We start from the raw sequence: 12,928 nt of genomic DNA, 5'->3' as shown, positions 1-12,928 counted from the left end.
ACACCTAGATAGTATCCCCGACAGCTTATGTGCGAAGATAAACGCGGAGCCGTGCTTGCCGTCGAGATGGCCTTCTCAGCTCTTACGCTACAGCTACCGCTTGCCAAAAACTCGTTCAGCAAGTGCTCTTTGATTGTTGCGGCCTCCCGCTCTCCCTGTGAGGCAAGCCAAAGAATGCGCTCCGCGATCTCCAGCGCAGAGCGGTGCTTCTGCCCGATGAACGTGGAGCTAGCAAGTACTTCATCAAGGACGTTGCGGAGCATCTGCACCGTAGCAGTGTCGTAGGCCATGCGCGAATATCCATCTCGACAAATCCACTAAGCAAAAAACATTGCGCTCTTGCTCACTCCCACCAGCAGCAATTTGTACAACCGACGTTCAAAACACACTTTGATTGCGAATTTATGACATTTAGTGCCCTGGTTGCGTAAGATGGTACCGCCAGTGATGTTGCCCAGCGCAAAAGAGGTACGATCACTTTTGGCAGAGCCGAGTGATCGAGTGATCGAACGTGGACGTGGCGACGGCCAAAGCGCGTTGCAGTACCAGCTGGAAAGGGGAAAGGAATATTACCATTCTCCTCCGCGATGCTTGAAACAAGACGATGTGCTCTCCGAGAGCCGGAACAGCTTCTTGTGATTGACCAGATAGCCCTCCCGTTTGAGCTGCACGTGCAGGCGTCGATAGCCGAAACGGCGACGCACCTCGGCGACTGCCCTCATGCGCTGGCGAAGGCCGGCACCCGTGGCGAGTTTTACGCACCGACGTTGAGAACTGCAAATTTTTGCCCGATTTCTTCGGGGGCGCCAAAGGACTTAACGATACCCCTGAACCATTTACTTCCACTCCCTTTGTCACGGAAGGGTTCTCGCCCTTTCCAGCGACGCACATAGTAATCCTTGCCGTCGTTCGTTTTTGTATCCCGAAGGTCGGATACGCTGCTGAACCCTGGTGACGCAAACAGCAACACTACCTTTGCCGTCTTCAACGGTCCCGCGAATGCTGCGGGTAAGCATCTGAGGTCAAATTCCTGCTTCGGGCTTCGGGGCGCTGAGACGAGCGAAAGCATGTGCATCGTCCGGATGAATGTGCGCGCAAAGTGGGTGATGAGCCGACGTTAGCGCGCAGCCACCGAAGCGATTTGCGCAATGCGTTGGCTGGTCAACCCGACAACATCAGCAACACGGCTCTCGCCCAATCGACCTCCTCGTGACCGCGCGAAACTGAAGGGTCAACAATGCCGCCTGCTTCTGTTCACTCTCCACAAGTGGAGATTTACCTGCCTTACCCCGCCGCTGCGAATCAGTGTGAAGACAGAATCACACCCGGCATCCGTTCGCCAGCAAGATGAAAGGGCGCTGACGGCGAACAGACTGAGGGCGATAGTCTATGCGGTTTCGCAGTTGGCACGTGTTTTGAATGAGAGACCTTACGCAGAACAGCTCAATGGGAGACGAGGTGATGCCTCATAAAAATTGTTGCCAATCTCGACATCGACGCGCGACGTTTGCTAACCTGCTCGGCCGTGCCGGGTGCCCGGTTCAAGCGCAGCCATCGCACGATGTTCGTAAGCGGGCTGCCGAACGTTGTCGAGGCCAAGAAATTCGACGCTTCCGTTAGGAAGGGCAGGATGCAGATGACGCTCCCAGGCCCCGAAGCACAGGTGCTCGCCACGAAGATCCAGATCCAAGGGGCGCCCACCGAGAAGCCTTGGTCCGAAGCGGCCGTCGAAGGCGCCCTTCTGAGGCAGGAGGAGAGCCCGGAACGGAAACCAAATGCGCCCGACGAAACCTCCGTGCTGCATTTCATTCTGCTCCCGTTCAGAGGTATCGGCCCCGTATCCACCCTTGCAACTCTGACGCCCAAAACGACATCATGACAACGGAGTCGGAAGTCACCTCTGCGAACGCAGGCATTCGGGCAAGCACTGTCTGGACAATTGTGCTCGGCTTTGCCGCCGATCCGTTGATGCGTTGGAGTTGGCCTGACCCAGGGCAATATCTTAGGAGCATGCCTCAATACGTTAACGCCTGTGGCGGACGAGCATTCGAGCATGGCACAGCATACGTCATCGGAGAGGTTCGCGCCGCGGCCCTGTGGCTGCCTTCCGACGTGCAGCAAGATGAAGATGCGCTGGACGCAATCATGGCGCTGTCCCTGCGCCCGGAGGTCACCGAAGATATGGCACACCTCCGGCAGGGAATGGCCGAACATCATCCCCCCGAGCCACATTGGTATCTGCCTCTCATTGCCGTCGATCCGAATTGGGGCGGACAAGGGCTTGGCACCTTGCTGATGAAATACGCTCTTCAACGATGTGATGAGCAGGGCATCGCTGCCTACCTCGAAAGTTCGAATCGGGAAAACATTTCCTTTTACCAGCGTCACGGCTTCAAGGTTATTGGAGAGATACAGCACGGTTCTTCGCCCCCACTCACGCCAATGTTGCGAACGGCTTATTGAGCGGAAATCGAAGACGCTTCGCATGCTCCAGATGCCGGAGCTTCGCTGCGGAGATGGCGAACTGGTCAGGCCAGAGTGCGCCACGAGTAAAGGCCGATGCCGGCTTTGAGTACTTCCCAACGACGTGGCGCGTGCGGCTGCTGCCTCTAAGGTCGCCACAGCCGAGTGAGCTGCACTCCTCAATCGGCACGCTGCTTGCTCTATTCAAATCATATCATCACGACCCGTCCGGTGATCTGGAAGGACTCGGTACTTTGTTGCCTCATGGCGTCCCGTCTGCACCGTCCTGCTCTCCCCGCGAGATCGAGAGTAGGAGCGCTGTAAAACCGTACATTCGTCCGGCGGCGGTGTCGCGAGCTGATAGCATCTGGCATTTGCAAGGACGAGGTCGAGACCGTTCGCAAGCTGTTGATGTCAGCGCGCGGCGAGATCGGCATGAGTGAACGTGGCCTCCATCCAGATGCCACCGGTGCACAGCGCCTCAGGGCAGATCGGCACATCCGATAGGTCGGACGTCAGGAGTTTTCGAGCTCGTCGCGAGCATGGAACCAGTGACAGCTCAAAATGCATCCTCGACGCTACCGCGCTGTGTCCACACCGATAAATCCGCCGCCCAGCTTTGCCGCCATGAAGAGGCGAGATCCAAGTGGTATGGTCGAGTGGTTATAGCGCGGAGGCTGACTCGCGCCATCTGGCTCGGCCATATTCACCTTTGGGCGCAAATGACGAGGCGTTCATACCGGGGCCCTATCTAGTCAGAATTAATTGGCAATGACCTAACATGACCGCGTTCGGTTGAAGACGGTTATGTTCGGGGCCAGACAATAACACGCGAGGCGCCGCGCCCGGCCGACGCAAAAGCACATTAATCCTTCCTTTGGCCAAGTTGGCACGTCTGATGCTGAGAGCTGGAGAGGTTCAGTTCACCGAGAGTCGGTCACCGCCGGCGGGCAGTTCTGACTCTCAACAAGTTTCTGATCTCAGGGTCGCACAAAGTGAATGAATGGCGGGACGCGTATGGCTACGGAGACTCGATCCGGCAAGAAGCAGTTTATGGAATGTCAGCCGATCGACGCGATCATGGCGATCGATCGCCTTGCAAGATCGGATCCAGAGAGGGTTGCGCTGAGGGTCGGCGCGGACGAACTCACCTACAAGGCGCTGCGATCAAGATCGGATGCCCTCGCAAAAACGTTGCGAGAGCGTGGCGCTCAGGGCGCGGTCGTCGGCTATTGGGGTGAGCGGGACCTCGACTGGGCGACTGCGGTCGTCGCAATTTTGAAGGCGGCATCAACGTACCTGCCGCTCGATCCATCGTTACCGGCTTCGCGTGCATCATTCATGATCGAGCAGAGCCGCTGCGCTCTGATTATTGGCCCACACCAGCTGGATTCGCTCGGCCTGTTCCAGGCGAATAACAAGGGCGCCACGCAATTCATGCCTATGGAGGCGGCGTTACGACAGGGTCAGACTTCGTCTGTGGTGCCATCGTCAAGTGAGAATGGGCCAGCCTACATTCTATTTACGTCCGGTTCGACCGGCCAGCCTAAGGGCGCAATGATCGAGCGCGCAGCCCTAAACAATCATTTGGCGGCGAAGATTGATGCCTTAGCCCTCGCTCAGACCGATTGCATCGCTCAGACGGCCTCGCACTGCTTTGACATATCGCTGTGGCAGCTGCTGGCAGGGCTTTGCGTGGGAGGCTGTGTCGCGATTATTGATGATACGACGCTGAGATCGCCGGTGACCCTCCTCAAAGCGATCCAAGGTTACGGCGCAACGGTTGTTCAATTCGTTCCGTCGATGCTTGCAGTTTTTGTTGACTATCTGCAGTCGCTTGCGGGGGTCGAGCGAGCTCTGGACAGCTTGCGAATTATTTCTACGGTCGGAGAACCCTTAACACCCGGATTGGCGCGCGCCTGGCTTGCCTTGTATCCCGGGGTTCCCATTCTTAACCACTATGGGCCGACCGAATGCGCGGACGGAGTTACGCATCATCTGGTTTCCGTGCCGCCTGGGCTGGCTGACTCTTATGTTCCGATCGGCGAACCGATTCCTAACCTTGAGGTTTATGTCGCCGACGGACCGCGGCTGTGCAACACAGGAGAGGTCGGCGAAATCTGTGTTAGCGGCGTTGGTGTCGCTGCTGGTTACGTCAACGACGATGTCCGCACCAAGGATGCCTTTGGGCCAAACCCGTTCTCGAGCGACCCATCCTTTCAGCGCCTATACAGGACAGGTGATCTCGGGCGCGTACGTTCTGATGGCCTTTTGGAATGTCTCGGTCGACGGGATCGTCAGGTCAAAATCCGCGGGCACAGAATTGAGTTGGGAGAAATCGAAGCTCGCCTCTCCGCTCATCATTTGGTGCGCGGCGCCGTCGTGGTCGCCTCCTGCGCAGGCGTAAAGCTGACGGCGAGAGATATAACGAGGGCCGGGGGGGAAAGTGGATCGAGACGCCTCTTCGCGTATGTGTCAGCTCCGGCTGAACTGGCGCAAAGCGAGCTTCAGGACTTTCTTGCCGAAGCGCTTCCCACCTACATGCTTCCAGAACGGATCATCCACGTCGGCGGTATTCCACTGACAAGAAACGGAAAGGTCGATTTTGGAGCATTGCCGGACCCCTACAGTGTCCGCCCTCTCTTGCCGACGCCATTTGAGGAGCCGCAAACAGAGCTCGAAGCCAAGCTGTGTCAGATCTGGTCCGCCGTTCTACGTATTGAGAACATTGGCGTGAATGACCAGTTCATAACCCTCGGCGGCGACTCGCTCCGGGCAATGCTCATATTGGGTCAGTTGCAGATCCAGCTCGGAGTGAGACCGGATTTCAGGCTAGTCCTGAATGGAACGATCCGATCTCTTGCGGCCTCGATCTCGGCCCGAATCGAATCCGAACCGTGCATAGCCCCGGCAACCGGAAAGCTTGCGCGATCGCCTCTGACGCGGGTTCAGGAGCACCTATGGTTTCTCTCGCAGCTCGATCCGTCTGCCCGGAACTACGTCATTCAAGGTGGAATACGAATAAGGAACCTCATCGATCTGGCCGCATTCAATCGCGCCTGGAGCGATGTCATTCATGCCCATCAGGCACTTTCGGCCCGCTTTATCGACGAGGACGGTCCGGTTCAGCTTTTTGAGGCTCCGCAATGCGCTCTTGAATTGACTGATGCATCTCATCTGACACCTGAGCAAGGGGAGGAGTTGGTCGCTGAGTTACGGCGAACAGAGCTGAACGGCAGCTTTGATCTCTGCCAAGGCCATTTGTTTCGCGCGCGCATGATCCGTTTTGGCCCTGACAATCATCTTATACTAATCACCGCTCACGAAATTATCATCGATGCCTGGTCGATCTCAGTTCTACTTAGGGACCTTCGGCAAAGGTACGCAGATGCCGCGGCGTTTTTGCCAGAGAACCGGGCGTCACTCTCGACTTACGCGGCCTGGGAAACACAACACGCTACCCCAGAGGCGCTGGCCAACCAACGTAGCTATTGGCGTCGTCAGATCGGTGATAATCCGCCGGTGCTTTCGCTTGGAACGGTACGCGCGCGGCCGCAGACTAATTCCTATCGCGGCACCTCGCATCCGGTGCTGCTTGATAGCGAGCTCTCCAATCAGATACGGGAGTTTGCGTATCGACATAGGTGCACCACGTCGACAACACTCCTCGCATGCTTCAAGCTGCTGCTGCGGATGTACAGCGGTCAGAACGATATTATCGTTGGCATACCGCACGTGGTACGGGATCAACCTGGCAGCGCTGATATCGTTGGCTTTTTCCTCAATATGCTGCCGATCCGCGCCGCGATCGATGTCGAGCAGTCCTTTACAGTTCATGCCTTGCGCATCCATAGCTTGGTCAGCGATGCCATTGCAAATTCGGCATATCCTTTCGGCTGGATGGTAAGGGATACCCAGCTACATCGCGAAGCGGATCGATCACCGATCTTCCAGGTCATGTTCAACATGTACTCCGAGGCTGCGGAGCCACATGGCCCACATGAGCTGGATCTGTCATTCCGCGAATATGACACCGGCTATGTAAAATTCGACCTGACGTTGTACGCACAAGAGCAAGGCGACGAAATTGCCCTTCAGCTAGCGTATGCGGAAGACATATTTTCCCGCGATCTGATTCTTCGCATGGCAGAGAATTTACGCTGTCTGATTGCAGCCTGCATTGAGAAGCCGCTTGCGCCAATTAACGATCTGAGTTGCGTCAGCGCGTCAGATATCGCGATGCTGGACTCGCTGGATGGATCGGCGCAGCCATATACGAATGAATGTCCGCTTATTGAAGCGTTCGAGCAAATAAGTGCCTCCCATCCTAACCAGGTGGCGTATTTTGGTGATTTCGGTGAAATCACATTCAACCACCTGCGTGAGCGTGTAACAGCTATCAGGTCGCAGCTGGTGGCTTCGGGCCTAGGGGCTGGTGATATGGTCGCCATGCTGTTCGACCGATCGCCCGACGTGGCCGCTGTTATTCTTGCCGCACGAGCATTGCAGTCCATTGTTGTCCCGATATCGCCCGATTATCCACGTGATCGCATCGAACACATCCTCCGAGATAGTCAGGCAACGCTTTTGGTTCACGCAAATAGCTCCGACCTCGGTTTTGACATGCCGTCGATTTGTCTATCAACCTTGGGAGGGAGCTGCGCGCCAGCGCGTAAGCTTGAGCGCGACGGCACACCGCCGGCTCAGCGAATTGCAAGTCTTATATACACGTCATCTTCAACCGGAAAGGCGAAGGGGGTTCTTATACCGGAGTCGGCAATTCTCAATCGATTGCACTGGATGTGGCGACGCTTTCCCTTCGATAGTACAGACGTCATAGCTGTCCAGAAGTCCGCGTCACTTGTCGCCTCCGCTTGGGAGTACCTTGGGGGACTTCTGAGAGGTGTACCCGCGCTGATCCTGACCCAAGAGCAGTTGCTGGATCCAGATCTATTGTTGTGCACGTTGGCTAGACATCGCGTGACACGCTTATTTGCCTCGCCGCCGCTTTTGTCCGGCCTCATTGCTTCCCAGGAACGGCACCCGCAACCGACGACCTTGCGGTTGGTTACAAGCAGCGCTGAACCGATGCCTTCCTCGCTCCCCGTTCGCTGGCGTGCGCATTTCCCGGACGTGCCCTTGTGGAACTTCTATGGTGCTACAGAATGCGCATCCAATGCAGCAGTCTATGATACGTCGGACCACGACGGCTCGTCGCTCGTCCCCATTGGGCGTCCAATCGATAACGTCAAGCTCTACGTGCTCGATGCTCACTTGAAGAGAGTCCCTGTCGGAGCTTCTGGCGAACTGTGCATCGCGGGACGCTGCTTGAGCGCTGGGTACTGGCAGGATCAAGATCGGACCAGCCGCTGTTTCGTACCCAATCCGTATGATCACGGACAATACAGCGTTCTTTATCGAACTGGCGATATCGCACGCATCTCAACCAGCGGCCTCCTCCAGATTTGCGGCCGCTCGGACAACCAGATCAAGGTGCGCGGCTTTCGTATCGAGCTGGAGGAGGTCGAAACAGCCCTCGAGTCACATCCGGCAATCGCAAAGGCTGCGGTTATCGCAGACGGCATGGATGACCAGCGTCGCTTGAGCGCAATCGTGGTTCCGGCTCGCGAAAGTCTAAGTTCTGGGGATATCGTCACCCACCTGCGCCAAACATTGCCATCCTACATGATTCCCTCCGCCTTCCGTTTGGCTGACGGCATCCCCCTTACGGCGAGCGGAAAAATAGATCGAGCTCGATTGTCGTCCGTTCCTTACCGCGAATTCGGCCCTGGTCGATCTACTGAACCTCGCACGAGGGAGGAGCTTATCCTTGCTGGGATCTGGCAGGATCTATTAGGCGCCAAGCGGGTCGGAATCGATCGGAACTTCTTTGATATCGGCGGAAACTCCCTTCTGAGCGTGCGCTGCGTCACTCTGGCGCGCAAAGCTGGGTTAAATCTCACTGTCAACCAACTTTATCGAACACCCACCATCAGGGAATTGGCGGCAGACGGCGCGGCGGTTACACTCGATACCTTCTCTTCCGGGGGCAGCTCATTGCCAGTCACCCCCGCCATCTCATCTTGGAACCGTCTCGCCGGCTTCGATGAGCATTTCAACATCGGCGATCTGTTCTTCTTGCCCCGCGGACTCCTGAATGTCAGAATTCTCGAGCGTGCCCTTGCCCATGTCATGGATATGCACGAAGGCCTCAGACTCCGCGTTGCCCGAACCGACGATGGTCTACGTCTGACAATCGGACCTTCCGTGGCCGAACGCCTCGTGGAGGAGATCGATCTTATCGGAATGACCGGCCCAGAGCAGCGTAAGGCAATAGAGAGCATCTCAGCCAGACGTCAACATATGTTTCGGTTTGACGGCCAGACGCCTCTTGCTAACGTCACGGCGTTCCGCACCTCGGAAAGCGGCGATTACCATCTGCTCTTCCTCTTGCATCATTTTGTAGCGGACGGGATAGGCTATCGACTGTTCCTGGAAGCATTGGATGCGGCCTACAACGCCCTTGCCTCGGGCCACGCCGTGAGTGGTCCCGAGAACATACAAATGCTCTCTCCATGGTTGAAGCGCCTTGAGCACTACGCGAACAGCGAAGCGCCAGCTGAACTCACATACTGGGAAGGGATTGACTATCATCAGTTCGATTTACATGTCAGCGACACTTCATCGGGGGCTGCGAGCTTTTCGGAAGTGACCGCGAGAGAGCTTCACTATGCAGGCCTTGAAGGTCGCTTGAATGAAGCAGCTTGCCGGTCCCTTTGGGAAGATCAGGCCAAGTATTATCTGGAGATTGACAAGGAAGCGACAGCTGGTCTCCTCAATATTGCAGCCAGATCGGCGCATTGTCAGGACTTTGATGTGTTCCTTGCCGCCATGTCTGGCGCCTTTGGACGCGTTTTCGGCAGCTATTCGCTCTGGATTGATAGCCTCACCTCCACCCGAGGTCGGCTGTTTGATGATCTCGATCCATCTCAGATTATCGGCGTTATCAGCGAGATCGTTCCGCTTCCCTTGGCTCTCACGGGAACGGAGCCGCGGCCCGATCGTGCTCGTTCAATTTACCGCCAGCGCAATGCCTTGCCGCGCGGGGCGATAGGCTTTCGGGCTATGAAATTCCTGAACCGAGATCCCGCCGTGCGGAGCCGGATCGATCGCCTGCCCTTACCTCGAATCGGATTGAATTATCGAGTGGGTTTGCAGCGCCATTTTCCACGGCGCTTCCTAGCTAAGGACCCTTCTCCACTCTGGATCGGCAAAGACATGGATGAAGCAAGCGTGGACTACCTCTTCTGGTTCAGTGTCGGCTATGAAGCCTGCCATCTACAGATCGAAACGACGTACAATTCGACCAAGGTCAGCTATGAAGTGACCCGCAATCTTTGCACGGTGTTGCAACAGGAGCTGTTGCAGACGATAAACGAGTTCGGAAAAGTGGGCGACGCCGTAATCCATGGATAATCCGGATACGCATTTCGCCGTCGAGATCGCGATGTAATGCCAAGGAATAAGCAGCACATCGATCTATCGGACCCCAACCTTTCGAGCCTCATCCTGCGGCTCGCCATTCCCTCTATTATTGGCTTATCGATCAACGGGTTTCAGCAGGTCGTCAACTTGATCTTTGTTGGCGCACTTGGCGTGCAGGCGATGGCAGCTGTCAGCATGACCCTGCCCATCGTGGTCTTGCTTACGGCAGTCGGACAGGGAATTGGGGTTGGGACAGCGTCGTTCATATCTCGTCATTTTGGCGCTGGTGACTACCTGGAGGCGAGTCGAGGCGCGAGTACCGCGCTCGCGCTCGCCGCTCCGATCGGCATCATCTTGACGGTCGCTTTGCTTCTAAACCTGCGAGGGATCTTTGTAACGCTCGGGGCAAGTCCAACCATTACGCCCTTGGCGCTCGACTACGCGGCGACGCTTTTGTTCGGGTACACCGTGATGCTTCTAAACATGGTCAACGGCTTCATCGTCAGAGCCGAGGGTAACACACGATTGAGCATGTGGACGATGATGACCGCCTTCATACTGAACGCTGTGCTCGATCCCGTCTTCATATTCTTACTAGACCTGGGCGTGCGAGGCGCAGCCCTCGCAACGCTGGTATCTCAGATCGCAGCCATAAGCCTCTATATCGCGTATTTTACGAATGCTCGAGGGATAGTCCGCGTCAGGGCATCTCACATCTCAGTGCGAGCAGATCGCATCAGACAGCTCGCATTCATTGGGGCGCCGGCGAGTATAACCAGCATTTTATCTGCCGTTGACTTTATGCTGTTGTACAGAGCTGCTGCGCCGTTCGGCGACGATTCGATCGCCGCCGTGGGAATAGCTGTGCGATTGCTGACGATCGGCGCACTGCCTGTCACAGGCTTCTGTATAGGCTCTCAAGCTGTCCTGGGTTTCGGTTGGGGCGCAGGAGACTTTGCTCGCGTATTGAAGGCTGCGAAATTGATGCTCTCGATGACTGTCGCTCTTTCCGTTGCCTATTCTGCGGCCGTTGTGATTTTTGCCCGGCCTTTGGTCGGGCTGTTCAGTGATAGCGAGAATGTCACGAGACTCGCGGTCTCGACCTGCAGCGTCTTCCATCTCTTTTTTGGGCTTTTTGGTATTCAGAGCGTCGCGACAACGATGCTTCAGTCCTTCGGGAGAGCACGTCTTAGTGCACTTGTTTCCTTGGCGAGGCAGGGCTATCTCTTCATACCGGCCGTACTGCTATTTCCGCCCATGTGGGGTTTCAACGGACTTTTAGCCAGCCAGGCAATCGCTGAGCTGGGCGCCGGAATGATCGCGGTATTCGTCATGTTCCACCAATTCGCTCAGATCGGACGAGCGCATGAAGCGTAGCCGCTTTACGGAAGAGATGGGGTATTCGGTCCCGATCGCCTGACCTATTTGCTGCGCGGCACGTTTTGACTGACGATCATGGACCAACTCTATCCGAAGGAGAAACGTCATGATCTACGTCGGCCTCGATGTTTCGCTGAATTCCGTTGCGGTATGTGCGGTGGACGAGACCGGAAAGCTTATCCGGGAGGGAACCACGTTGGCGGACGCGCCATCGATTGTGCAGTACCTCGAACCATGGGCTGGTCAAGTTGAACGGGTGGACCTTGAGGCAGGACCGATGTCAGAATGGCTGACCGCAAATCTAATCGAACTGGGGCTGCCGGCCGACAGTTTGGAAGCCCGCCCGGTTAAGGCTGCGCATTTCGGTGATGGTGAGCGGCGATTTCACTCGATGGTGAACTCTCGTTTCGTTTGATCGTGAGCAGATATTTCACGCGATCCTGAGCGGCCGCTTCGACCGACATGGTGATTGGTTCAGGGGTTTGTTCGACGGGGATCTGGCTGGTGACGATGGTCCAGGCGCGACCGTGGCGATCATCGAGGATCTCGAGAAGGTCGCGCCGTTCGGGCGGATTGAGAACCGACAGCCCCCAATCTCGTCGAGTATCAGGAGTTGAACGCGGCCAAGGGTTTTGAGCGTAACCGGCATGAGGCCCCCACCTAGCGGCCGCTCGGTTTGCGCTCGATACAGCCTGGCATGAGCTGATCGGTGGAGGTGGAACGATGGCAAATGCCATGCTTGATGCCAGGCAGGAAGATGACGTCTATCGTCGCGTCGAGGTGATTACCGGGGAGCGCCGACGGCGTCGGTGGACGGGCGAGGAGAAGGCCCGGATCGTGGCGGAGAGCTTTGAGGAGGGTGCGAACATCTCCGAGGTTGCGCGGCGCAATGGCGTTTCGCGCGGGCTGCTTACGGTGTGGCGCCGCCAAGTTGCGGCGGCGGTGGGCAAGGCACCGAACTTCGTGCCAATCCAAATTGGTGCCGGGAGCGATCGCGGGACAGCGGGCGAGCATGAGTGTATTTCCGGGCTACAGACGAGTCCTTTGGAGATCGCCGCGCCGCCGGCCAAGGTTTGCGGAGTTGTCGAGATCGAGGTGAACGGGGCGCTCATCCGGGTCGAGCCGGGCGTAGAGCTGGCGACGCTGTCGACAGTGCTGGCGGCGCTTCGGGGTATCCGGTGATTGCGCTACGCTCTGACCTCAAGGTGGTGCTGGCGACACAGCCGGTCGATTTCCGCAAGTCGGTGCATACGCTGTCGGCACTGGTGAGCGAAGCGCTGCGTGCCAATCCGTATTGTGGTGACGTCTTCGTGTTCCGCAGCAAACGCACGGACAGAGTGAAGCTTCTGGCGTGGGACGGCGGCGGCATGGTGCTGGTGACGAAGTGGTTGCACCAGGGGCACTTCACCTGGCCGCCGATCCGCGACGGCGCGGTGCATCTTNGAATCCGTATTGTGGTGACGTCTTCGTGTTCCGCAGCAAACGCACGGACAGAGTGAAGCTTCTGGCGTGGGACGGCAGCGGCATGGTGCTGGTGACGAAGTGGTTGCACCAGGGGCACTTCACCTGGCCGCCGATCCGCGACGGCGTGGTGCATCTC

At 57.0% G+C, this 12,928-nt stretch carries 8 protein-coding genes and 3 pseudogenes; 8 read left to right on the top strand and 3 right to left on the bottom strand.

Features of this window, described 5'->3' with window-relative positions; translation table 11 throughout:
- Positions 1-290 (bottom strand): hypothetical protein (locus tag XI03_RS00055; protein ID WP_271590955.1); only part of this gene is annotated, 290 nt, incomplete at its 3' end.
- A gap of 288 nt (positions 291-578) precedes the next feature.
- Positions 579-740, bottom strand: a pseudogene (locus tag XI03_RS00050) (IS3 family transposase); the annotation flags it as partial.
- Between the two features lie 890 nt (positions 741-1,630).
- On the opposite strand from XI03_RS00050, the gene XI03_RS00045 reads away from it, so the two are divergent.
- The 5 genes from XI03_RS00045 (at position 1,631) to XI03_RS00025 (ending at position 11,743) form a co-directional block, all read left to right on the top strand.
- A complete protein-coding gene (locus XI03_RS00045) occupies positions 1,631-1,879 on the top strand; it encodes a hypothetical protein (RefSeq protein WP_271590954.1) in 249 nt (82 codons plus the stop codon).
- Entirely contained in the window at positions 1,876-2,463 is a 588-nt protein-coding gene (locus XI03_RS00040) for a GNAT family N-acetyltransferase (protein ID WP_271590953.1), read from the top strand. Before XI03_RS00045 ends, XI03_RS00040 begins: the two co-directional genes overlap by 4 nt.
- A gap of 1,017 nt (positions 2,464-3,480) precedes the next feature.
- Entirely contained in the window at positions 3,481-9,939 is a 6,459-nt protein-coding gene (locus XI03_RS00035; protein ID WP_271590952.1) for a non-ribosomal peptide synthetase, read from the top strand.
- Positions 9,940-9,975: 36 nt separating this feature from the next.
- Positions 9,976-11,325, top strand: coding sequence for an MATE family efflux transporter (locus XI03_RS00030; RefSeq protein ID WP_271590951.1), 1,350 nt, complete (start codon positions 9,976-9,978; stop codon positions 11,323-11,325).
- Positions 11,326-11,434: 109 nt separating this feature from the next.
- The gene (locus XI03_RS00025; protein WP_271590950.1) at positions 11,435-11,743 is read left to right on the top strand and encodes a hypothetical protein; all 309 of its coding nucleotides are present in this window, start codon (positions 11,435-11,437) and stop codon (positions 11,741-11,743) included.
- On the opposite strand, the pseudogene XI03_RS40385 reads toward XI03_RS00025, so the two are convergent.
- Positions 11,676-11,962 (bottom strand): annotated as a pseudogene (locus tag XI03_RS40385) (ATP-binding protein); the annotation flags it as partial. The gene XI03_RS00025 and the pseudogene XI03_RS40385 overlap by 68 nt on opposite strands.
- Before the next feature lie 89 nt (positions 11,963-12,051).
- Here XI03_RS40385 and tnpA point away from each other — a divergent pair.
- The 3 genes and pseudogenes from tnpA to tnpB (XI03_RS40380) all read left to right on the top strand — a co-directional run.
- Positions 12,052-12,510, top strand: a complete 459-nt coding sequence (gene tnpA / locus XI03_RS00015) for an IS66-like element accessory protein TnpA (protein ID WP_442869672.1) — start codon at positions 12,052-12,054, stop codon at positions 12,508-12,510.
- Positions 12,507-12,770: pseudogene (gene tnpB, locus XI03_RS00010) on the top strand (IS66 family insertion sequence element accessory protein TnpB); the annotation flags it as partial. The gene tnpA and the pseudogene tnpB (XI03_RS00010), both read left to right, overlap by 4 nt.
- Positions 12,680-12,928 (top strand): IS66 family insertion sequence element accessory protein TnpB (gene tnpB / locus XI03_RS40380; protein ID WP_442869673.1); only part of this gene is annotated, 249 nt, incomplete at its 3' end. The pseudogene tnpB (XI03_RS00010) and the gene tnpB (XI03_RS40380), both read left to right, overlap by 91 nt.

Origin of the sequence: Bradyrhizobium sp. CCBAU 65884 (assembly GCF_028128835.1) — a bacterium.
In the GTDB taxonomy this organism is placed as follows: Bacteria; Pseudomonadota; Alphaproteobacteria; order Rhizobiales; family Xanthobacteraceae; genus Bradyrhizobium; species Bradyrhizobium ottawaense.
This window is presented reverse-complemented; position numbering and strand designations above follow the sequence as displayed.

What these genes read in the sequence shown, in the direction of transcription:
- XI03_RS00045 (WP_271590954.1), top strand. Translation starts at nt 1,631, where the DNA reads ATGCAGATGACGCTCCCAGGCCCCGAAGCACAGGTGCTCGCCACGAAG.
- XI03_RS00040 (WP_271590953.1), top strand. Translation starts at nt 1,876, where the DNA reads ATGACAACGGAGTCGGAAGTCACCTCTGCGAACGCAGGCATTCGGGCA.
- XI03_RS00035 (WP_271590952.1), top strand. Translation starts at nt 3,481, where the DNA reads ATGGCTACGGAGACTCGATCCGGCAAGAAGCAGTTTATGGAATGTCAG.
- XI03_RS00030 (WP_271590951.1), top strand. Translation starts at nt 9,976, where the DNA reads ATGCCAAGGAATAAGCAGCACATCGATCTATCGGACCCCAACCTTTCG.
- XI03_RS00025 (WP_271590950.1), top strand. Translation starts at nt 11,435, where the DNA reads ATGATCTACGTCGGCCTCGATGTTTCGCTGAATTCCGTTGCGGTATGT.
- tnpA (WP_442869672.1), top strand. Translation starts at nt 12,052, where the DNA reads ATGGCAAATGCCATGCTTGATGCCAGGCAGGAAGATGACGTCTATCGT.